The sequence below is a fragment of the Maribacter litopenaei genome (genome assembly GCF_025244665.1).
Taxonomy (GTDB): Bacteria; Bacteroidota; Bacteroidia; order Flavobacteriales; family Flavobacteriaceae; genus Maribacter; species Maribacter litopenaei.
In genome coordinates this window covers 2038589-2060441 of sequence record NZ_CP104205.1, presented here as the reverse complement: position 1 = coordinate 2060441, position 21853 = coordinate 2038589, and the positions used below count along the sequence as shown (strand labels likewise).

At 39.1% G+C, this 21853-nt stretch carries 14 protein-coding genes and 8 pseudogenes; 10 read left to right on the top strand and 12 right to left on the bottom strand.

All coding sequences use genetic code 11. The features are described 5' to 3' along the window. Positions 1-94: 94 nt before the first annotated feature. Both purL and NYZ99_RS11095 read right to left on the bottom strand, forming a co-directional pair. A pseudogene (gene purL / locus NYZ99_RS11100) lies at positions 95-3788 on the bottom strand (phosphoribosylformylglycinamidine synthase). A 116-nt stretch (positions 3789-3904) separates the two neighbouring features. After that, a complete protein-coding gene (locus NYZ99_RS11095; RefSeq protein ID WP_260571199.1) occupies positions 3905-4273 on the bottom strand; it encodes a hypothetical protein in 369 nt (122 codons plus the stop codon). A gap of 165 nt (positions 4274-4438) precedes the next feature. On the opposite strand from NYZ99_RS11095, the gene NYZ99_RS11090 reads away from it, so the two are divergent. The 3 genes from NYZ99_RS11090 (at position 4439) to NYZ99_RS11080 (ending at position 6500) form a co-directional block, all read left to right on the top strand. Continuing rightward, positions 4439-5515, top strand: coding sequence for a zinc-binding metallopeptidase family protein (locus NYZ99_RS11090; protein WP_260571198.1), 1077 nt, complete (start codon positions 4439-4441; stop codon positions 5513-5515). Positions 5516-5523: 8 nt separating this feature from the next. Continuing rightward, positions 5524-6024, top strand: a complete 501-nt coding sequence (locus tag NYZ99_RS11085; RefSeq protein ID WP_260571197.1) for a zinc-binding metallopeptidase family protein — start codon at positions 5524-5526, stop codon at positions 6022-6024. A 107-nt stretch (positions 6025-6131) separates the two neighbouring features. Continuing rightward, the gene (locus tag NYZ99_RS11080; RefSeq protein ID WP_260571196.1) at positions 6132-6500 is read left to right on the top strand and encodes a winged helix-turn-helix transcriptional regulator; all 369 of its coding nucleotides are present in this window, start codon (positions 6132-6134) and stop codon (positions 6498-6500) included. Here NYZ99_RS11080 and NYZ99_RS11075 read toward each other — a convergent pair. Next, positions 6497-7716, bottom strand: a pseudogene (locus NYZ99_RS11075) (RsmB/NOP family class I SAM-dependent RNA methyltransferase). The gene NYZ99_RS11080 and the pseudogene NYZ99_RS11075 sit on opposite strands and share 4 nt — an antisense overlap. A gap of 71 nt (positions 7717-7787) precedes the next feature. On the opposite strand from NYZ99_RS11075, the gene NYZ99_RS11070 reads away from it, so the two are divergent. Next, positions 7788-8819, top strand: a complete 1032-nt coding sequence (locus NYZ99_RS11070; RefSeq protein WP_260571195.1) for a WD40/YVTN/BNR-like repeat-containing protein — start codon at positions 7788-7790, stop codon at positions 8817-8819. Positions 8820-8863: 44 nt separating this feature from the next. On the opposite strand, the gene NYZ99_RS11065 is transcribed toward NYZ99_RS11070, so the two are convergent. The 7 genes and pseudogenes from NYZ99_RS11065 to NYZ99_RS11035 all read right to left on the bottom strand — a co-directional run bounded on the left by NYZ99_RS11065 (position 8864) and on the right by NYZ99_RS11035 (position 15605). Next, complete coding sequence (locus tag NYZ99_RS11065) at positions 8864-9298, bottom strand: hypothetical protein (protein ID WP_260571194.1); 435 nt, start codon at positions 9296-9298, stop codon at positions 8864-8866. Next, positions 9291-9812 carry a hypothetical protein gene (locus NYZ99_RS11060; RefSeq protein WP_260571193.1) on the bottom strand — a complete coding sequence of 174 codons (522 nt, stop codon included), beginning with the start codon at positions 9810-9812 and terminating at the stop codon, positions 9291-9293. Before NYZ99_RS11060 ends, NYZ99_RS11065 begins: the two co-directional genes overlap by 8 nt. A gap of 33 nt (positions 9813-9845) precedes the next feature. Further along, positions 9846-10387: pseudogene (locus NYZ99_RS11055) on the bottom strand (RNA polymerase sigma factor). Positions 10388-10507: 120 nt separating this feature from the next. After that, positions 10508-12333 (bottom strand): annotated as a pseudogene (locus tag NYZ99_RS11050) (ABC transporter ATP-binding protein). Further along, a pseudogene (locus tag NYZ99_RS11045) lies at positions 12333-14040 on the bottom strand (phospho-sugar mutase). Before NYZ99_RS11045 ends, NYZ99_RS11050 begins: the two co-directional pseudogenes overlap by 1 nt. Positions 14041-14069: 29 nt before the next feature. Continuing rightward, a pseudogene (locus NYZ99_RS11040) lies at positions 14070-15046 on the bottom strand (glycosyltransferase family 2 protein). Between the two features lie 40 nt (positions 15047-15086). After that, a complete protein-coding gene (locus NYZ99_RS11035) occupies positions 15087-15605 on the bottom strand; it encodes a DUF4199 domain-containing protein (protein WP_260571192.1) in 519 nt (172 codons plus the stop codon). Positions 15606-15835: 230 nt separating this feature from the next. On the opposite strand from NYZ99_RS11035, the gene NYZ99_RS11030 reads away from it, so the two are divergent. The 3 genes and pseudogenes from NYZ99_RS11030 (at position 15836) to mtaB (ending at position 18735) form a co-directional block, all read left to right on the top strand. Beyond that, complete coding sequence (locus tag NYZ99_RS11030; RefSeq protein WP_420845223.1) at positions 15836-16057, top strand: type B 50S ribosomal protein L31; 222 nt, start codon at positions 15836-15838, stop codon at positions 16055-16057. A gap of 139 nt (positions 16058-16196) precedes the next feature. Next, positions 16197-17372 (top strand): annotated as a pseudogene (locus NYZ99_RS11025) (GlmU family protein). 34 nt (positions 17373-17406) lie between these two features. After that, positions 17407-18735 (top strand): tRNA (N(6)-L-threonylcarbamoyladenosine(37)-C(2))-methylthiotransferase MtaB, encoded by a 1329-nt coding sequence (gene mtaB, locus NYZ99_RS11020; protein ID WP_260571189.1) that lies wholly within the window; start codon positions 17407-17409, stop codon positions 18733-18735. Between the two features lie 28 nt (positions 18736-18763). Here the strand turns inward: mtaB and NYZ99_RS11015 are convergent, their stop codons facing one another. Further along, positions 18764-19057 carry an N-acetyltransferase gene (locus NYZ99_RS11015; protein WP_260571188.1) on the bottom strand — a complete coding sequence of 98 codons (294 nt, stop codon included), beginning with the start codon at positions 19055-19057 and terminating at the stop codon, positions 18764-18766. Between the two features lie 165 nt (positions 19058-19222). On the opposite strand from NYZ99_RS11015, the pseudogene NYZ99_RS11010 reads away from it, so the two are divergent. Together NYZ99_RS11010 and NYZ99_RS11005 are read left to right on the top strand one after the other, a co-directional pair. Then, positions 19223-19884: pseudogene (locus NYZ99_RS11010) on the top strand (YqiA/YcfP family alpha/beta fold hydrolase). Between the two features lie 46 nt (positions 19885-19930). Continuing rightward, complete coding sequence (locus NYZ99_RS11005; RefSeq protein WP_260571187.1) at positions 19931-20893, top strand: lytic transglycosylase domain-containing protein; 963 nt, start codon at positions 19931-19933, stop codon at positions 20891-20893. A gap of 15 nt (positions 20894-20908) precedes the next feature. On the opposite strand, the gene NYZ99_RS11000 is transcribed toward NYZ99_RS11005, so the two are convergent. Next, positions 20909-21424 (bottom strand): DUF2892 domain-containing protein, encoded by a 516-nt coding sequence (locus tag NYZ99_RS11000; RefSeq protein WP_260571186.1) that lies wholly within the window; start codon positions 21422-21424, stop codon positions 20909-20911. 245 nt (positions 21425-21669) lie between these two features. On the opposite strand from NYZ99_RS11000, the gene rpmH reads away from it, so the two are divergent. Further along, complete coding sequence (rpmH, locus tag NYZ99_RS10995; RefSeq protein WP_084696363.1) at positions 21670-21831, top strand: 50S ribosomal protein L34; 162 nt, start codon at positions 21670-21672, stop codon at positions 21829-21831. Positions 21832-21853: the final 22 nt, after the last annotated feature.

The window sequence follows — 21853 nt, the reverse complement described above, 5'->3', positions numbered from 1 at the left end:
TATTAAAATACCTTGTTAATAATTGTGAATGTGGTAAATTTAAAAGGACCTGTTTTACAACAAGTCCTTTTTTAATTTTTGGATATTCTTCAATTTATCCTTTATTTTTAATCCATTTCCTTGCATTTACAAAGGCTTCTAACCAAGGTGAAACTTCATCGTTCCTATAGGATGGATAATAGGCCCAGTTCCAAGGGAATGTAGATCGCTCAATGTGTGGCATGGTAACCAAATGCCTTCCCGTCTTATCACAAAGCATCGCCGTATTGAAGTCACTTCCGTTCGGATTTGCTGGATATCCCTCATATCCATATTTAGCTACAATTGCATATTCACTTTCACTTTTGGGAAGGGTAAACTTTCCTTCCCCATGTGAAATCCAAACCCCTAATGTGGTACCTGCAAGGGTAGATAGCATGATCGAGTTGTTTTCCTGAATTTTTACCGAAGTGAAATTACTCTCATGTTTGTGGGAATCGTTATAGGTCATTTTTCCGTGTACGTCATGGTCCGGATTTATCAAATCCAACTCCATAAACAATTGGCAACCATTACATATACCTACGGAAAGTGTGTCAGGCCGTGCAAAAAAGTCTTTTATTACTTTATTGGCTTTCTCATTATATTTAATCGCTCCGGCCCATCCTTTGGCACTTCCCAAAACATCTGAATTTGAAAAGCCCCCTACGGCACCCAAAAATTGAATGTCCTCCAAGGTTTCCCTTCCTGTTATCAAATCGGTCATATGTACATCCTTCACATCAAACCCGGCCAAATACATGGCGTTGGCCATTTCCCTTTCGGAATTACTTCCTTTTTCTCGTAGAATGGCCGCTTTGGGTCCGGTTTGTCCCTCGTTTAGATTTCGGCTAGGAAGTTTGATGCTCTCTGTACTTGGAAACTTAAAGTTCAGCGGCTGGTTCTTATAATTTTTATACCTGTCTTTGGCGAGTCCCTTGGCCGTTTGTTTATTATCCAATAAATAGGAGGTCTTGAACCAAGTATCACGTAGTGAATCAACGTTCAATCCCATTTCCATACCCCCATTTTTTATGGTCAGTTCGCGCGTATCGGTCACGGTTCCGATTTTCTTCACGTCGATATTGGCATCGACCAACAATTTTTCAACCAAGTTGTCCCGAAGCTGAAAGACAAGACCGGCATTTTCTGAAAACAACAATTTAATGGTATCGGCTTCTCCCAGTCCGGTCAAATCCAATTCCGCTCCCAAATGGGAATCGGCAAAACACATTTCCAAAAGGGTTGTGATAAGTCCGCCCGATGCAACATCATGACCAGCAAGAATCTGTTCGTTTTGGATCAACGTTTGAATTAGATCAAAGACCGATTTAAAATATTCGTCATTTTGAATAGTCGGAGCTTCGGAGCCAACAGAATTTCTTACTTGCGCAAACGAAGAACCACCTAGTTTATAAGCATCTCTCGAAAGATTAATGTAGTAGATAGATCCTCCACTTTTGTGAAATACGGGTTCAACCACCTTGGTAATATCATTACAACTTGCCGCTGCAGAAATGACGACAGTTCCAGGTGCAATGACGTCACCATCCTTGTACTTTTGTTTCATGGAAAGGGAATCTTTCCCTGTGGGGACATTGATACCCAAGGCAATGGAAAAATCTGAAACTGCCTGAACGGCCTGATAGAGGCGTGCATCCTCACCTTCATTCTTACAAGGCCACATCCAATTGGCAGATAGAGAAACTGACTTTAATCCGTCTTTTAGCGGTGCCCAAATAATATTGGTCAGAGCTTCTGCAATACTATTTTTACTTCCGGCCGAAGGGTCTATCAATCCGAGAAATAGGGGAGTGGCCTATACTTGTAGCGATTCCATCCTTTCCCTTAAAATCCAAGGCCATTACCCCCACATTATTTAGAGGCAATTGCAATGGCCCTGCACATTGTTGTTTGGCCACGCGTCCACCAACGCAACGATCTACCTTATTCGTTAGCCAGTCCTTGCAGGCGACGGCTTCTAACTGTAAAACTTGTTCCAAATAATCATGAAAATGCTCCAGGGAATAATCCGGTTCACTATAAGTCCTTTTTACTGTAGTATCCGTCATGATGGTTTTTGGGGAGCTTCCAAAAATATCCTCAAGTTGCACGTCCATTGGTTTGGCACCTGTAGTTTTCGATTCAAAAGTGAAGCGGTCATCTCCGGTAACATCGCCAACTTCATACATGGGAGAGCGTTCACGTTCCGCTATTCTTTTTAAAAGTGCCGCATGTTCCTCGCCAATAACCAGTCCCATCCGTTCTTGGGATTCGTTCCCAATAAGTTCCTTTGCAGAAAGGGTTGGGTCTCCAACGGGTAACTTATCTAAATCTATTTTACCACCAGTTTCTTCTACTAATTCTGAAAGACAATTGAGGTGTCCACCAGCTCCATGATCATGAATGGAAACAATGCTATTATTGTCACTTTCAACCATTCCTCTAATCGCGTTGGCAGCACGTTTTTGCATTTACGGGTTGGAACGTTGAACGGCGTTCAATTCAATGGCAGCACTAAACTCACCCGTGTCCGCACTAGAAACAGCCGCTCCACCCATACCTATCCTATAATTATCACCACCAAGTATGACAATCTTGTCTCCTTTCTTTGGAGTATCCTTTAACGCTTGTTCCGCTTTTCCATACCCTATACCACCGGCTTGCATAATCACCTTATCATATCCCAGTCTTCCGGCTGATGGCCCATTGACCGAGCCTTTCTCATCATGTTCAAAAGTTAATACGGAACCGGCAATTAGGGGTTGACCAAACTTGTTTCCAAAATCGGAAGCCCCATTGGATGCCTTTATCAAAATATCCATAGGTGTTTGGTAGAGCCATTCTCTCTCGGGCATACCTTTTTCCCAAGGTCTATCTTTTTCCAGTCTTGAAAGAGCCGTCATATAAACTGCCGTTCCTGCCAATGGAAGTGAACCTTTGCCTCCTGCTAAACGGTCCCTAATTTCACCTCCGGAACCTGTGGCGGCACCGTTAAAAGGCTCTACGGTAGTAGGGAAATTATGCGTCTCTGCTTTTAAGGACAATACGGATTCAAATGCCTGCTCTTCATAAAAGTCGGGCTTATCCGCAGTTTTCGGTGCAAATTGGATGGCTTTCGGGCCTTTTAAAAAGGCTACATTATCCTTATATGCAGAAACAATATCATTTGGATTTTCCTGGGAGGTTTTTTTAATCAGTTTGAAAAGACTTGATGGCATTTCTCTTCCATCAATAATAAAAGTACCATTAAAAATTTTATGTCTACAGTGTTCCGAGTTCACCTGACTGAAACCGAATACTTCGGAATCTGTCAACCTTCTTCCCATTTTTTCTGAAAGCCCCTCTAAGTAGGTTACTTCTTCATCGCTCAAGGCCAAACCTTCCTTTTGGTTATATCCTGCAATATCCTCGATTTCCAAAATGGGTTCCGGAAGTATATTTATATCATAAATACTTTGACCGATACCCTTATATTTTTGAGACAACATAGGGTCAAAATTGATAAAGTCCTCTGTAACCGCATTGAATTCCTCGATTCTAAGGATATCCGTAATTCCCATATTACGGGTTATTTCTACTGCATTGGTACTCCATGGGGTAATCATGGCAGCGCGGGGGCCAACAAAAAAGGCGTCCAGTGACGCCATGTTTATTTTGGGTTCGTTTCCAAACAACCAAGTTAATTTTTGCTCATTCTCAGAGGTGATTTCCTGTGTTGTTTGGACGGCAAAAATTTTTGTAGCCGGGTTTCCAAAAAAGTGAATCATATTGGTACGTTTCTGTTGAAAAATGGAAAATGCAAAATTACGATTTTAACCCTAATTACCCGTACTATTCATTGGGCAGTTTTCAACCAAAATTGTTGATATATCTAAAATGATTTTCAAGGGTAATCACCTGTAGATACTAAAGTAGTGTCTTCCTTTGTTTCAAAACGAATCCAACTATCTAATGACCCACCATTCGTGTAATAGCCAGCTGCATAAGTCATCTTTTCGTTGTTCCTATTTACGTATTTAAGTACATAACTCCCGTCAGTCTCCGTATTCGGCATTCTTAGAAACCCTGATTTAGTTTCATTAGGTTTTATATTGCCTATTAAGATGCTGTCAACCTCTTCAGATGTTGTGAAAACTACCTGCTTCATCTCGTGTTTCGAATTATTAATGATTTTATAGTCAATGCCATTTCCCTTGAACAAATAACAAGATGATAACAAAAGGAAAATTAGATATACCGAGAATTCTCTCATAAAGTAACTTTTGATTATTGAATTAATATCATTTTTAATACGCGTAAAATCTCAAAACTCTATTTCCTCGCTTTTAAAATTGAAGTTGCATAAATATAGGGTGAAACTATCCTTTTGAATATAATATTTTACTACCTTTTTGCAAGCTAAATCAATAAACCAATCATGACTCAAAAACTATGTACTGTTGTCATTTGCCTTTTCTGCGCTATGACAACCTATTCTCAGAAGAAGTATTCTAAAAGACAAATCGAGAAATTTAAAACTGAGGCCAATACCATTATAGAGGACAACAAAAAGAAGGCCCAGGTAATGGTGGACAAAGTTTTCAGTTTTGCCGAACTAGGGTTTCAGGAAGTTGAAACTTCCAAGTACTTGACCGGAATTTTGGCCGAAAACGGATTTGAAATTGAATATGGCCTTTCCGGTATACCTACGGCTTGGTTTGCCAAATGGAGTAATGGGGAAGGTCCTGTTATTGCATTGGGCAGCGATGTAGATTGTATCCCCAAAGCCTCCCAATACCCTGGGGTCGCCTATCACAAACCCATAGTGGAGGGAGCACCTGGACATGGAGAGGGACACAATTCCGGAAATCCTTTAAATATTATGTCCGCCTTAGCTGTCAAGGAAATTATGGAGCAGGAGAATATTGGGGGAACGTTAATTCTTTGGCCGGGAATCGCAGAAGAATTGGTAGCCGCTAAGGCTTGGTATGTTCGCGATGGTCTTTTTGACGATATAGACATGTGTATTTTTACTCATGTAGGCAATAACTTGGGAGTATCCTACGGATCTACTAGAGGTACCGGTTTAATTTCCGTAGAGTATGCCTTTGAAGGGGAGGCGGCACATTCGGCCGGTTCGCCATGGAGGGGAAGGAGTGCACTGGATGCTGCCGAGTTAATGAATATCGCCTGGAATTATAAAAGAGAACATCTACATCCATTGAAACGATCTCATTCTATTTTTACGGATGCAGGTGACCAACCGAACGTGGTTCCCTCCAAAGCCGCGATTTGGTTTTATTTTAGGGATGTAAAATATGAAGGGATCATGGATATGTACGCCCTTGCCAACGATATGGCCAAAGGAGCGGCCCTGATGACGGGGACTACCATGACCTCCAAGGTATTGGGAACTGCTTGGCCAAGACATTATAACAAGGTGATTGCCGAAACTATGTATGACAACATTGAACAAGTGGGGCTACCACAATGGTCGAAGCAGATCAAACTTTAGCAAAAGCCGTGCAAACCGAGGTAGGCTCCGAGAAAATTGAAGGTTTACCTACCGAATTGGATCCAATAGGACTTCCCGTGGAGGAGCCTGTAAGTGGAGGTTCTGATGACATTGGCGATATTTCTTGGAAAGTACCCACGGTGACGATGCGATTTCCTTCCAATATTCCAGGCCTCCAGGGACACCATTGGAGTAACGCTATCGCTATGGCAACACCCATAGCCCACAAAGGAGTAGTTGCTGGTGCCAAGGCAGAGGCTATGACTATTTTGGATTTTTTAACGAAGCCCGAACTTATGGAAGGGGCTTGGGATTATTTTAAAAATGTGCAGCAAAAGGAAACCACGTACAAACCGATGATTACTGAGACCGATATGCCTCCTATTTATTTGAACACAGATAAGCAAGGTCAATTTAGGGATGATTTGGAGAAATACTATTATGATGAAACCAAATATGATACCTATTTGGAACAATTAGGGGTCGAATACCCTACGGTGAAGGAATAGTAGGTTTAGGTAAAATAGTTTTAAACATCGGTCTATATTTTAGACCGATGTTTTATTTTTGGGTAGGTCAAGAAAAAAATTATTTTTAAATCCTAATCTTAATTGTTTTGAGTAACCTTTCCGATAATTGCCCAGTCACCTCTTGTATGGAGGAAATAGGAAGTAAATGGAAACCAATAATTTTATATAAAGTTTCCATGGGAATCAATCGATTTTCAACACTGCTCAAAAATATTAATGGAATCAACAAACAAATGTTGAGCAAGCAGCTTAAGGAATTGGAAAAATCAGAAATATTGGAGCGCAAGATGTTTGCTGAAATTCCACCAAGGGTCGAATACTCAATAACCCCAAAAGGTAAATCGCTTATGCCTGTGGTGCTTGCTATGAAAAAATGGGGTCAAAAACCGGAGGATAAACCAGCAACTAAAAAAACTGAAAGCAAAGGAGATCAGCAATTACCGCTCTTTGGCTAGACCTTGTTTTCTTTTTGCAATAGAGCCATATAAAAGCCGTCAAATCCACTTTTTGAGGCAAATATTTTCTTCTCCTTCACCAAAGAATATGATTTACCTTCTTCAGAACCCAAAAATGAGGAGACCTGGTCACTATTTTCTTGTGGTAGTATGGAACAAGTGGCATAGACCATTTTTCCTCCCGATTTCACAATCTTACTATAACTTCTCAAGATCTCTTGTTGGGTCTTGGTAATTTTATCCAAAAATCTGGTTGTAGTTTCCATTTGGTATCAGGATTCCTTCGAATAACGCCAAGGCCCGTACATGGAGCATCAATTAAAACTCTATCTGCACTGTCGTATAACTTTTTGATTACCTTGGTAGAGGTAATCTCCCTAGGTTCTATGTTATGCGCTCCATTTCTTCCGGCACGCCTTTTCAATTCTTTTAGCTTACTCCCGTAGATATCCATGGAGATCAGCTGTCCTTTGTTTTCCATCAATGCGGCCAAATGCAATGATTTTCCTCCCGCGCCTGCACATGTATCCACGACACGCTGGCCTGGTTTCACATCCAAAAGTTCAGCCACTAATTGTGATGAGGCGTCCTGTACCTCAAAAAGACCGTCCTTAAAACTTTGGGTTACGAATACGTTCGCACGTTCCGGAAGTTTGAGGGCAAGAGGATATCCTTTAATAGGTTCCGTAACGATGCCTTCATCCAAAAGCTTTTTTCGAAGTTTTTCCTTGGTGATTTTAAGTGTATTGGTTCTTAGAATTACTTCTGCCGGCTCATTTAACTTAGCAATTTCTTGGGTCCAAAGTTCTTCCCCCAATGCTTCGACCCCTAATTCATCTATCCAATCAGGGATGGCCTCTCTGTATTTTCGAATTTTGGAAAGTTCGTCAAACCGACCCTTGATTCTTCTTTCGGGCGTGGGTTCAATCTGCTTCCAATCGGGCAATTTAATCCCGCTTAAAACGGCCCATACCGCCCACATTCTAAAAAGGTCGGGCCTACTGAAAGGTGCTTTCACCTCGGCAATTTCGGCATACAACCTTTTGTATCGAACCATTTCATACGTGGTTTCCGCAATGAACCCTCAGTCCCGTGCTCCCCAGCGTTTATCGAACTTCAACACTTTTTGAACAACCTTATCGGCGTACTCTCCCTCATTAAAGATTAAGTTCAATGCATCTATTACTGCAAACACTAAGTTTCTATGCAACCTCATTAGAAAAAATTAAGGGTGCAAAGGTATTGTTTTAGTGGGGATTCCATTTATTTTTGAGAAACTTTATAGACATGCGCATCTTATCCTTTCTTTTTATTTTCCTGTTACTTGCTTCCTGTTCTGAAAAAATAGGACGAACAGAATTTACTTCAGTAGAGATTGAGGATGTTTTTGTCGATTCCACAAGTATTAGGGCAATTGAATTTTTAGACCAAAGTACATTGGCTTTTGCCGGAAGTGATGGCTTATATGGAACAGTGGATATTTCTTCGGGAAAGGTGCGTACGAATGTCATGGAATATGATATTATCACCCCTTCTTTTAGGGCGATTGGGCATACATCATCCGATTTTTTCATGCTTTCTATTGGAAGTCCTGCATTGCTTTATAAAACAGGTGGTCAGGGTAAAATGGAATTGGTTTACAAGGAGGAAGGAGAAGCCGTTTTTTATGATTCCATGACATTTTGGGATAATAAAGAAGGTGTCGCTGTAGGGGATACGGTAGAGGGATGTTTAAGTATTATTATCACCAGGGATGGGGGAAAAACCTGGCGTAAGATTTCTTGTTCCGAGCTTCCCGAAGGTATCGAAGGAGAAGGGGCTTTTGCAGCAAGTAATACTAATGTAGAAGTCAAGGGTGATCAAGCGTGGATAGCCACCACAGAAGGAAGGATTTATTATACAAAGGATAAAGGAAAGACATGGGAGGTTGTCACTACGCCTATGATGAACGATGTGCCTACACAAGGAATTTATTCTATTGATTTTTATGATGAAAATCTAGGAGTTGCAATTGGAGGAGATTACACTCGACCCGAAGTAAATAAAGGGAACAAAATAATTACTAATGACGGTGGTCTTTCCTGGAAATCGATAGCCGAAGGAGAGCTTCCTAACTATAGAAGCTGTATTCAATTCATTCCAAATTCTGATGGGAAAGGAATCGTTGCTGTTGGTTTTACGGGCATTGTTTATTCTTTTGACGGAGGATTAAAATGGAAACAGCTCAGTGATGAGGGATTTTATACGGTACGATTTCTTTCCGATACCGTTGCGTATGCGGCTGGTAAGAACCGAATTTCGAAATTGACTTTTAAATAAAAAAGGAAGCGATTATATCTCCCTATTATAATTTATTGATTTGTCTATCGTCCACCTTTATTATGACGATATTGCTTTATTAGCTGTCTTTTAAAATCTTCTTCGGAACGCATAAGAATTAAGGTCTTTTTGGCGGAAATAACCTTGCTTACCTCCCTTAAGAAGGCATTATCCAATTTTTCCTCTTCTTCTTCAATGTCCATATAGGCTTTTAAAAGTTTTTGGGACTCAGCTTCACTAATACCATTTAGTTCCTTGAGTTTACTCCTAATTTCAACCCATTGTTTTTTTCTTAATTCATGTCTTTTTTCTTCGTATTCATTGTAAACAGGCCAAAATTCTTGGGCTTCTTTGCTTGTCAGCTCCAATTGTTCCGTTAAAAAGGCAACTTTCAGTGCCTTTATTTTTTCCTTTGACTTATCCTGACCAAAAGACATAAGGGCGAACAATAAAAATAAGGTCAATACTATTCTATTCATTGTCTTCTAAGTTTAATTCTTCAAAACTTTCTACATTTTCATTTAAGTAATCCAACAGGTTTTCCTCTGTCATTTGAGGCTCCAAGAAATCATTGATTTCATAACCTTCTAATGGCAATACTTCGGCAATTTCATCCGATGATAGGTCTAACTCGTTATCTTCAAAATAGGCTTCTATATCAGAATTGGCCAAGTCGTTAAAATTTAAGTTTTCAGCGGGATTCCAATCTATGCTTATGACTAGAACTACCATTGCAGCGAAAGAGGCGGCAATAGCTACAAATTTGTAGATAGGTAGGAATTGAATAACCTTGGGAGTGGATTCCTCTTCCCTTATCTTGGTCATAATGTTCTCTTGAAATCTGTCGAAATAGGATTCGGGAACATTAAAGCCTTCTTTTTTGGGTATACCGGAAGTTTCCTTATTTATTTTATCCAATAAATTGTCCTCAAAGCTATCAAAATAGCCCTTTGGAGTAGTAAATGGATTTTTATTTGTCTTCTTCCCTTTCATTCTATAAATATGACTCCCAATTGTTTAAATGGTTTAATCCTCTTTGAGAAAACCTTCAATTTTTTTTACGGCTAAATGATAGGAAGCTTTTAGGCCCCCAACGGTTGTATCTAATATTTCTGAGATTTCCTCATATTTTAAATCCTCAAAATATTTCATATTAAAAATTAGCTTTTGCTTTTCGGGAGGGTGGCAATGGCTTTTTGAAGTTTCAACTGAATTTCATCTCCTTCAAAATATACGTCGGCCTGTAAATTTTTGGCCGCACGCTTCTGATATTCACCATCTGTAAATCCAAGTTTCTGATTTTTCTGTTTTAGGAAACTTAAGGCCTCATTGGTCGCAATCCTGTACATCCAAGAAAATAATTTACTATCCCCCTTAAAGCCTTCGATATTTCTGTACACCTTAATAAAAGTGTTCTGCAGCACATCATCGGCATCGTCATGGTTCAAAACTATTCTTCGTATATGCCAATACAAACGCTCCTTGTATTCAGATACTAGTATCTCAAAAGCATAGGATTGTGTTTCCTTTGCTTTAAGTTCCCTTACTAAGGTTTCTTCTGCAATCAAACGAAAACGTTTTATACTTTGACTTCTAAATTAAGAAAAGGTTTAATTTGTTAGCTATCGGAAGCAGAAAGTGAAAAATTAATAGGATATCGCTCAAGACTTGGGCCTGAAGTTAAAGTATTAACCCAATGACTGCATATCTACCAATTTCTTATAGGTGCCGTTTTTACTTAAAAGTTCTACATGGCTACCTTGCTCTACAATTTCACCTTTACTCAACACTATAATATTCGTTGCATTTTGTATAGTGGATAAGCGATGGGCTATAACAATGGAGGTTCTATTCCGCATCATCTTTTCAAGGGCATCTTGTACCAAGCGCTCACTTTCGGTATCCAAAGCAGAGGTGGCCTCGTCCAATATCATAATTGGAGGATTTTTTAACACGGCACGCGCAATGGAAAGGCGTTGTTTTTGCCCACCGCTAAGCTTGTTGCCGCTATCCCCAATATTAGTGTCATACCCATTGGGTAGTTCCATAATAAATTGGTGGGCATTCGCTATTTTGGCGGCCTCCATAATTTCGGTATCAGAGGCATTTTCCTTACCTAATCGAATATTGTTTTTTACCGAATCATTGAACAAAATGGAATCCTGGGTTACCAGTCCCAATAAACCTCTTAATGACTTTTTGGAAAAATGCTTAATATTGGTATCGTCGATGGTAATTTCACCTTCATTGACATCATAAAATCGGGTTACTAAATTGGCGATAGTGCTTTTTCCGCTGCCGGATTGACCCACCAATGCTACGGTTGCACCTTTGGGTACGGTTAAGTTGAAGTTTTTGAGTACATACTCTTCCTCATACTTGAACGAAATATTCCTAAGCTTAATTTCTTGGTTAAATTCGGTTTTTAACACCGGATTCTCAATTTCGGAAATTGGGTTTTCCGTTTCCAAGATTTCCAATACGCGCTCGGCGGCGGCATTCCCTTTTTTGACCCCGTAAGAGGCCTTGCTGATTGCTTTTGCAGGGGTCAGTATTTGATAGGCTAGGCCCATATAAGTTATAAAAAGTTCAGGTTGCAGGCTTTTATCGACTAAAACCATTTGACCGCCATACCATAAAATAACTCCAATGGCGGCTATTCCAAAGAATTCGCTTGTGGGTGAAGCCAAATTTTGTCTATTAAGCAATCCGTTGGAAAAATTATAAAATCGTTTTGTTGATTTTTGGAAGGTTTCCATGAATCTTGATTCCGCATTGAATGCCTTAATTACCCTAAGACCACCCAAAGTTTCTTCTAATATGGATAAAAAATGCCCTTGTTCCCTTTGGACTTTATCAGATTTTCGTTTTAAAGACTTGCCTATTAAGGAAATCAAAAAACCGGATAATGGAAGGAATAGAAATACGAATAAAGTCAGTTTAGGACTTATTGAAATCATCGCAATGATGGTAAAGACAATTGTAAGTGGTTCCCTGACTATCAGTTCCAATATGGATAGAAAAGAATGTTGGATTTCCAATACATCCGACGTAATACGGGCAATAGTATCACCCTTTCTTTTCTCTGAATAATACGAAATAGGAAGTTCTATAGTTTTTTTATATAGCGCATTTCTTAAGTCTTTTAAGACGCCATTTCGTAAAAATGTGATGAAATACATCGCCAAATACCCAAATAGATTTTTCAAGAAAAACATGGATATGACCAAAATGACCATGAACAACAGGGCATCTCCGAACCGGCACTACCACTTCTTTCCGTTACAAAGAAATTAAGATATTCCATCAAATAATCCTTGCCACTGGAAAGACCCTTCCAAACAGGTTTTTCATACACCGGTTCAGTTTGTTTAAAAAGGACGGCTAGCATTGGAAACAAAGAAATCATTGCCAATGTTGAAAATAGGGCATAGAAAATGTTAGCCACAATATTTAATAGGGCGAAAACCCTATACGGCTTTGCAAACCGTAAAATCTTCTTAAAGTAATCCATTAACCTAGATTGAGCTCGCTAACGATGCTTTTGATTTTTGCATCCAATTGTGCGGATACTTTGCTAAAGTCTTCTGCCTTGTCCAATTTTGTATTAGTACTGATGTAAAACTTTACCTTGGGTTCCGTTCCACTTGGTCCGGCCGCTATACGGGTTCCATCTTCGGTTTCGTATATCAATACATTGGATTTAGGGATATCGATGGCTTTTTCTTCTCCCGTCAATACATTTTTAGCAGTGGAAGTATTGTAATCCTCAATCCACTTAACCTTGGAACCTGCAACAGAGTCAACAGGGTTTTCCTTAAAATCCTTCAACATTTGTTTAATTTCTTCGGCACCACTCATCCCTTTTTTTGTTAGGGAAATCAAGTGTTCTTTATAAAAACCGTAATCCACATAGCACTCAATAAGGTCCTTGTAAAAAGAACTTCCATTGGCTTTGGCTTGTGCGGCTATTTCGCAGGCCAATAGGGTAGAGGTTACCGCATCCTTGTCACGCACAAAATCCCCTACCATATAGCCAAAGCTTTCCTCACCACCGCCTATGAATTCAGATTGGGGAAAGTCTTTGATCATTTTACCGATCCATTTAAATCCTGTTAATGCGGTTTTGAATTCTACGCCATAGGCCTTTGCCATTGCCTCCATCATAGGAGTTGAAACAATAGTAGTAGCAATAAATTCATTTCCTTTAAAACCTTTTTCCTTTTTTTCTCCAACAAAAATTTGGTCATTAATACCATGGCTTGGTTCCCGTTCACAATCTGCATGTTGCCTTCCAAATTTCTTACCGCAATGCCCAACCTATCACTATCAGGATCCGTACCAACCACCATATCGGCACCTATTTCTTCTGCCCTCTTAATAGCCATGGAAAGTGCTTCTGATTCCTCAGGGTTTGGAGACTTAACGGTGGGGAAAGAACCATCGGGTTTGGCTTGTTCCTCAATAATAGTGACGTTTTCATATCCAGCTCTTTTCAATACTTCAGGTATGGCAGTGATCGATGTTCCATGTAAAGAGGTGAAAACAATTTTAAAATCGCTCTTCCCAGCTGCATTAAAATTCCCGTTTTTTACAGATGCTTCTATAAACGCTTCGTCCACATCCTTATCGATGACTTTGATCAAGCTTTCATCCGACTTAAAATTGATATCCTCAAAACCAAGACTATTTATTTCGGCAATGATTTCACCGTCCTGGGGAGGAACTATTTGTCCACCATCGATCCAATACACTTTGTACCCATTGTATTCCGGTGGGTTATGAGAGGCTGTTAACACAATACCTGCATGACAATTTAGATGTCTTACCGCGAAGGACAATTCAGAGTGGTTCGTAATTCTGAAAACAAATAGACCTGGATACCGTTCGCTGAAAATACTTCTGCCACCGTTCTTGCCAAGGTATCACTATTATGTCGGCAATCAAACGCGATGACCACTTTAATATCCTCTCCCGCGTATACCTTGTTCAAATAATTGCTTAGTCCTTGAGTGCTTTTTCCGAGGGTGTACTTATTGATTCTATTGGTCCCAACACCCATAACACCGCGCATTCCCCCAGTACCGAACTCCATATTTTTATAGAAGCGGTCCTTCAGTTCTTCCGTGTCGTTATCAATGAGATGCTGTATTTCTTCCTTTACTTTAGGGTCAAAAAAATCGGTCAGCCAACTTTTGGCGGTTTCCAGGATGGTATCCATGTAATTTTGGTTTTAAGTGTTAGCTAAATTTACAAAGAATATTGTGTTTGTTCCGAGTTCAAATTTAATTCTTCGGAAATATGGTAACGAGGTTCATTTCGTTTGGCTCACGGTTATGATTTCGCCGATAAAGCCTGCCAAAAACAATTGCGTACCAATCACCATGGAAACCAATGAAATATAGAATTCGGGTCTGTCGGTTATCAATCGTCCCCTTGGATTCAAAAACAGTTTATCTATTCCTAAATAAAGGGCGAAACCAAAACCGATTATAAACATTAAAACCCCTAAGGCACCGAACAAATGCATGGGTCTTTTGCCAAAACGGGAAACGAACCAAATGGTAATCAAATCCAAGAAACCGTTGATGAAACGTTCCATTCCAAATTTGGTCTTGCCATATTTTCTCGGCTTGATGTTTAACAACTTTCTCCCCAATTTTATTGAAACCTGCATTTTTGGCCAATACAGGAATATATCTATGCATTTCCCCGTAAACTTCAATGTTTTTAACCACTGAGCTGTCATAGGCCTTTAAACCACAATTAAAGTCATGTAGTTTTACACCGTAAGTGCGCTTTGCGGCCCAATTAAAAAGTTTGGAAGGTAAGTTTTTGAAGATGAGCGAGTCATATCTTTTCTTTTTCCAACCCGATATTAAATCATATTCCTTGGATTTGATGAGCTGGTATAATTCAGGTATTTCCTCGGGATTGTCCTGTAGGTCGGCATCCATGGTAATAACTACATCCCCTTTGGCAGCTTTAAATCCGGCATGCAGGGCCTGGGATTTGCCAAAATTTTTAAGGAAACGAATTCCTTTTACATGTGAATTTAGTTCCGAAAGTTTTGAGATGATGTTCCAGGAACCGTCTGTACTACCGTCGTCTACAAACAGTATCTCATAAGAAAAATGATTGGATTGCATCACTGATACAATCCAATCATGAAGTTCTTTGAGCGACTCCTCCTCGTTCAGTAAGGGAATGACTATGGAAAGTTGCATTGTTTACTTTAGGAATTCCCCTCAAAAGTACAAATTAGTTCTAATCTTCCTGCCTTTTTAGAATGAGTCCGGAAATTAATGAAATAACAAATCCAACAAAAAGACTAAAAATAAGGCCGAATACAATTTGCATTGTTGGTGTGGAGAACTTTTTACCCATTTCCATTTGAGCATCAATTTGCTCCGGAGTTAAAGATGTAGTTTCCATTAATTGATTCCTTTGTAATTCCATAGCTTTAGCCATCATGTCCGGATCTATAACATTAGCCATCAATTGATTGAAAATTATTCCAATAATACCGGCAACAAGGCTCACGCCAACACCTACTTTTAAGGCTTGAGAGAAAGACATAAAGCCACCGTTGGCCTTTCTAAATTGAATCAAGGCTATTACAATGCCAGCAATCGATAGAGCAAGGCTGATGAGCATAACTGCAATTCCGCCTTGATAATGCATATCCGCCGAAAAAAGCATTAAACCAAAAACCATACTAATCCCTCCAAGTATGGCTCCGTAAATCAATGCAAATTTCCCAGTTTTCGGTTTATTTTCTTCCATTTTTATAGTTTTAAAAGTTGATTACCTTATCAGTATGCGGATAAATAAAAAAGTTACAAAAAAGCCTACATTTATTTTCTGTTTTTTCTGAGTAATAAATTGGTCATTCTAATAAAATGACTAAATTTGCAGCCTTAAAATAAGTGCCCGTTGGAATGGGTGCGTTAACGATTTTAAAAATGAAAAAAGGAATACACCAGTAAAATTATAGATTGGTAGCTTTCAAGGACATGTCCAACGACGATGTTTTTCTTACCAAATCTACAGCGGATACAAAAGAGACATTAGAGGTTGATGGCGTAGAATATCCATTGGTAAAATTAGAGATTTCTAGAACTTCCCATCCTTTCTATACTGGTAAGGCCAAATTTTTGGATACTGCGGGTAGAATTGACAAGTTCAAGAACAAATACAAGAAATTCTCAAAAACAGAGAAGAAAGAAGAGGAATAGTAAATCTTTTATCCTTAAAAAATTCAACGCCTCCATTCTTGGGGGCGTTTTTCATTGGAAACCATCTATTTTTTAAGTATTTAAGCAGGAATTGGATAACTAGTCCTAGTCTAATGATTAATTTTGACAAAAAATATCCATGAACTGTATTCTTTTTGATGGCCCTGTAAGGGAACACCTTTTTCCGTTTACATTTACTCGTCCTGTTGCCGAAGTAAGGATAGGCATCATGACGATAAAGGAAAAATGGGAGGCTTACCTAAATGCATCGATAAGCTTTTACACGGAAGACTACCTGAGTGTTAAATTTCCTATGGAATTAGGAGAGGATAATATTTTCATAAACGGCAGCATATTGCCCGATGCCAATTTATTGGTTAAGGTCCAGTCACTAAAATCCTCGGAGGTTTTAAAAAAAGATGACACTGTAATTGCCTATCGGTCTCGGTGAAATAAACCACGAAGGTGAATGGAGCAAGTTCAGTGTGGTTATATATGATAATGAACTATTTCAAATAAAGAATACCTGGGATATTTTTTCACAAAATGAAAGGGCACTTCAGGAGGATTTCGATTTTTTGACCAAGGGTAGGAAAAGTCAGCCAATATCAAAGACCAATAATCTTATTTGCCCAGAACGAATATTTTTAGAGGAAGGGGCAAAGGTGGAATACAGCATTTTAAATGCAACCGATGGGCCTATATACATTGGTAAACACGCCGAGATTTGGGAAGGTAGTCTTATCCGCGGTGGTCCGGCCCTTTGTGACCATGCCATAGTTAAGATGGGGGGTAAGCTCTATGGAGCTACTACAATAGGACCTTATTCAAAGGTTTGTGGAGAGGTAAGCAATTCTGTGATTTTTGGATATTCCAGTAAGGGACATGAGGGATACCTTGGAAATGCGGTATTGGGCGAGTGGTGTAATATTGGTGCGGATTCCAATAACTCCAACCTCAAGAACAACTATGCCAAGGTGCGTTTATGGAACTACGCTACCGAGAAATTTGAGCAGACTGGCTTGCAATTTTGTGGTTTGATGATGGGTGACCATAGTAAAACTGCCATAAATACGATGTTTAATACGGGTACCGTGATTGGGGTGAATTCCAATATTTATGTTCCAGGATTCCCAAGAAATTTTGTGCCTAGTTTTAGCTGGGGTGGAGCTTCCGGTTTTTCGGCCTATATGCCCCGGAAAGCATTTGAAGCAGCCAAAGTAATGATGGCCGAAGAGGAGTGGAATTCACAGATGCCGATGCCGATATTCTGAACCATGTATTTGAAATAACCAAGAAGTGGCGTAATTACTAAATTTGCAAATTAAGGAGAAAGAACTCCTAGAGTTATGAAGAAGAAAGTTGCATTTTATACATTGGGCTGTAAGCTTAATTTTTCCGAAACCTCTACTATTGCTAGAGGTTTGGTGAAAGAGGGCTTTGAAAGAGTGGAATTTGACCAGAAGGCCGATATGTATGTTATCAATACCTGTTCGGTAACGGAAAATGCGGACAAAAAATTCAAAACCATAGTTAAGCAGGCCCAAAAGTCCAATCCAAAGGCTTTTATAGCAGCTGTTGGCTGTTACGCCCAGCTAAAACCTGAAGAACTTATTGCCGTCGATGGTGTGGATTTGGTGCTAGGGGCTACAGAAAAATTCAATATTGCTGATTATGTAAACGACCTTTCCAAAAATGATATGGGTGAGGTGCATTCCTGTGAGATTCAGGAAGCTGATTTTTATGTGGGGAGTTATGCCATTGGTGATAGGATCCGGGCATTTTTAAAGGTTCAGGATGGATGTGATTACAAATGTACCTATTGCACCATTCCTTTGGCAAGGGGAATATCTAGAAGCGACTCCTTGGAAAATGTGCTTAACAACGCAAAGGAAATTGCAGAACAGGATATTAAGGAAATCGTTTTGACCGGGGTCAATATAGGGGATTATGGAAAGGGTGAGTTTGGCAATAAAAGGCATGAACACACTTTTCTGGATTTGGTAAAGGCTCCGGATACTGTGGATGGTATTCATAGGTTGCGAATTTCTTCCATCGAGCCAAACCTCTTAAAGAACGAAACTATCGATTTTGTAGCCCAAAGTAATTCATTTGTGCCACATTTTCATATCCCGTTACAGAGCGGAAGTGATGAATTGCTAAAACGGATGAAGCGTCGATATCTTACCGACCTATATGTAAATCGAGTGCAAAAAATAAAAGAGGTTATTCCCAATTGTTGTATTGGAGTGGATGTAATCGTAGGATTTCCTGGTGAATCAGATGAACACTTTTTGGAAACCTATCATTTTTTGAATGAGCTGGATATCTCTTATTTACACGTATTTACCTATTCAGAACGGGATAATACAGAGGCCATATCAATGCATGGAGTGGTTCCTCAGAAGGTAAGAAATAAAAGAAGCAAAATGCTGAGGGCATTGTCCGTAAAAAAGAGACGAGCCTTCTATGAGAGTCAATTAGGTAAAGAGCTGGAAGTTCTTTTTGAGGGAGAAAACAAGGAAGGCTATATCCATGGCTTTACAGAGAACTATGTCAAGGTAAAATCGCCTTGGAATCCTGAATTGGTAAACACACTTCACAAAATAAGATTAAAGGATATTGCAGAGGATGGTATAGTTACAATCGAATTTATCAATGCCGAAGCTGTCGTATAAAAAAAGCTCCTGGAAAAGGAGCTTTTTATTAGATTCTAATGCCTACGGGCAACATTTCTTTGTACTGTCTATTTTTTCTTAAAAATCCTGCTATTTGAGGACTTGTGGGGACTACCCTTAAATTCTGTTCCTGGATATGATGGAGAACGGATTTAATAAAGTTTTCTTTAAAGTCTTCTTGGTCCACGGCTACGGAATGCACGAGCTTGGTTAAAAAGACCTTTCTTTCTTGAGAGGAATACTCAATTTTCGCGAGTTGACCATTAATAGTTGTTTCAAATTGGCGCAAGAAAGCATTGTCCTTAATGATAACATTGTTCATATAGTTGATTTTTGTGTTTGGTTTAGATAAAAAAATTACGATGTTCCCCAATCGTAATTAAATCCATTTTTCTCGACCGAGTTGTTGATACAACTTATCAACAATCGTTGTTCAAAACTAGCAAAAATTTAGCTAAATTCCTAGTTTTTATGACATTTGCTTTCTATGCAGGATTCTAAAACCCATGTCTATTTCATGCCAGGAATGGCAGCAAGCCATTCTATTTTCGAATATATCAGACTACCGAAGAAATTTTCACCCTACATTTTTTAAATTGGTTTATTCCTGAAAAAGGGCAGTCACTAGAATCATACGCCACTAAGATGATTGCGAAAATTAAGCATCCCAACCCTGTACTTATTGGTGTATCATTGGGCGGAATCTTGGTTCAGGAGATGGCAAAACAGATTTCGGTTCAGAAAATAATCATTGTTTCCAGTGTCAAATTAAAAAAGGAACTACCAAAACGAATGCTTTTTGCGCGTTATACAAAGATCCATAAATTATTACCCACAGGTTTGGTGAACAATGTGGAACTTTTGGCAAAATATGCTTTTGGAGAAACTGTTGTCAAAAGATTGGAACTTTATGAAAAGTACCTATCGATACGGGATAAATATTATATAGATTGGTGCATCCATCAAATGGTGAATTGGAATCAAACAACATATCCCTATAATTTGGTACATATTCATGGAGATAAGGATACCGTTTTCCCTATTGCAAACATATCAGATTGTACAGTAGTAAAAAACGGAACCCATACAATGATTATTCACAGGGCAAAATGGTTTAATGAACACCTCCCTACAATTATTTTGGATTAAGATAGTTCTATTTATACCTTTGATGGTATAATAATCTTCTATGGCTATGAAACTTATAAAAAATGTCTTGATGTTTTGTGGTGTCCTTTTTATCATTGGCACCCTGGTTTTTGCAACTAAATCCAATGAATTCCCCACTAGTAATCAAAAACAGGTGGTTGCCAAGGATACCATTGAGAAGAATGTAGCGGCCGAATATCGTATTTCATCCATAGATATCCCGGAGGATTTAAATTTTGCAGGAGAAATGGTTCCTCAAGAGGACCCGGAGATTATGGAGCGTGTGGACAGGGAATTCTTAGTGAACACTTATTGGCAGTCAAACGCATTGCTTTTAATGAAAAGGGCCCATAAGTACTTTCCTATAATAGAACCCATTTTGGCAAAAAACGGTATACCGGATGATTTTAAATATCCGGCTGTAGCAGAAAGCGGACTTACCAATGTGGTATCCCCGGCCGGTGCCACTGGTTTCCGGCAGATTATGAGGGAAACAGGTAGGGAATATGGTTTAGAGGTCAATTCAAACGTAGATGAACGGTATCATCCGGAAAAGTCTACCGAAGTGGCTTGTGAATATCTAAACAAATGGAAGGACCGTTATGGTAGTTGGTCTTTAACTGCAGCCGCTTACAATGCATATCCTGGTTCCATAAATAAATATATGGGCATTCAACAGGTAGACAATTATTGGGACTTACTACTTGGTGATGAAACAGGTAGATATGTATTCAGAATTCTTGCCATTAAGGAAATACTTTCCAACCCGGAGAAATATGGGTTTCATATAGATGAGGAGGACTACTATACCGCAGTACCGACCTTTACCGTTGAAATTGATGAACCTGTTACCAGTTTCGCGGATTTTGCTCAACAATATGAAATCAATTACAAGATTCTTAAGCGCCACAATCCATGGCTTCGTGAGCCTCATCTGAACAATAGCTCTCGCAAGAAATATGCGATTGAAATACCTAACAAGGGATATTATAAAGAAACGTCCAAATAGGGAAAAGAAGTCAAACTAGATTTTCTTCATCTGCTGCTGCATCATCCGTATTTGTTCGGTGAGCATATTGTTTTTATCCAGTTTTTTGGCTTCGTTCAATAAGATAGTGGCTTCCCTTTTTCTTCTTTTTTGCATGGAAATTCCGGCAAGGCTCAATTTTGCCATAGCCACATCGTAGTCCATTGTTAAGCCCAACTTTAAAGCTCTTCTAAAATATTTTTCTGCCTTTGTGAGGTTTGTTTGGGAGTGTATAATACCATAAAGGTAGTTATAGTAGCCTTGCTGTTTGGTTATTAAGGCACTTTCCGGGTTTTTTATTTTGGAAAGCCATTTCTCCGTTCCGGCAAGATCCTGCTTTCGCATTCTTAAGAATGCCAATAGGATAATTTCGTTTCTAAAATAGAGGAATATGAAAATTAACGATAAAAGAATTAAAAAAATTCCATTGCCAATATTGCCCTCAATGAATTGGTACACCGCATAAGCGATTATTAGACCAGCGATGACCAACTTTATATTCTTGTTGAACATAATTTGATTTGATTTAGATAGAGTCGGTCGCCTTTAAAACCCATTCATTTAATGGCAGCATACCGATAAAAAATTGTTCGGGCAAAATTAGGGAAAACCTAGCTTTTGGAAAGAAAGGAATTATTAAAATATTTTTTTCGATACCTCTTGCCAAAGACAAAACTCTTTGTATATTTGCACCCGGTTTTACCTATCCATGAATAGGAAATTCAAAAGAGATACATTTTAGATTAAAAATATAGGCGATGAGTAAGAGAACATTTCAACCATCTAAGAGAAAAAGAAAAAACAAGCACGGATTCCGTGAGCGTATGGCATCCGTTAATGGAAGAAAAGTTCTTGCTAGAAGAAGAGCTAAAGGTAGAAAAAAGCTAACTGTTTCCTCTGAGCCACGTCACAAAAAATAATGACTTGTAGATAACTTTTAAA

Coding starts and splice junctions, on each gene's coding strand:
- NYZ99_RS11095 (WP_260571199.1), bottom strand. CDS start 4,273: ATGAGAGAATTCTCGGTATATCTAATTTTCCTTTTGTTATCATCTTGT.
- NYZ99_RS11090 (WP_260571198.1), top strand. CDS start 4,439: ATGACTCAAAAACTATGTACTGTTGTCATTTGCCTTTTCTGCGCTATG.
- NYZ99_RS11070 (WP_260571195.1), top strand. CDS start 7,788: ATGCGCATCTTATCCTTTCTTTTTATTTTCCTGTTACTTGCTTCCTGT.
- NYZ99_RS11065 (WP_260571194.1), bottom strand. CDS start 9,298: ATGAATAGAATAGTATTGACCTTATTTTTATTGTTCGCCCTTATGTCT.
- NYZ99_RS11060 (WP_260571193.1), bottom strand. CDS start 9,812: ATGAAAGGGAAGAAGACAAATAAAAATCCATTTACTACTCCAAAGGGC.
- NYZ99_RS11035 (WP_260571192.1), bottom strand. CDS start 15,605: ATGGAAGAAAATAAACCGAAAACTGGGAAATTTGCATTGATTTACGGA.
- NYZ99_RS11030 (WP_420845223.1), top strand. CDS start 15,836: ATGTCCAACGACGATGTTTTTCTTACCAAATCTACAGCGGATACAAAA.
- mtaB (WP_260571189.1), top strand. CDS start 17,407: ATGAAGAAGAAAGTTGCATTTTATACATTGGGCTGTAAGCTTAATTTT.
- NYZ99_RS11015 (WP_260571188.1), bottom strand. CDS start 19,057: ATGAACAATGTTATCATTAAGGACAATGCTTTCTTGCGCCAATTTGAA.
- NYZ99_RS11005 (WP_260571187.1), top strand. CDS start 19,931: ATGAAACTTATAAAAAATGTCTTGATGTTTTGTGGTGTCCTTTTTATC.
- NYZ99_RS11000 (WP_260571186.1), bottom strand. CDS start 21,424: ATGTTCAACAAGAATATAAAGTTGGTCATCGCTGGTCTAATAATCGCT.
- rpmH (WP_084696363.1), top strand. CDS start 21,670: ATGAGTAAGAGAACATTTCAACCATCTAAGAGAAAAAGAAAAAACAAG.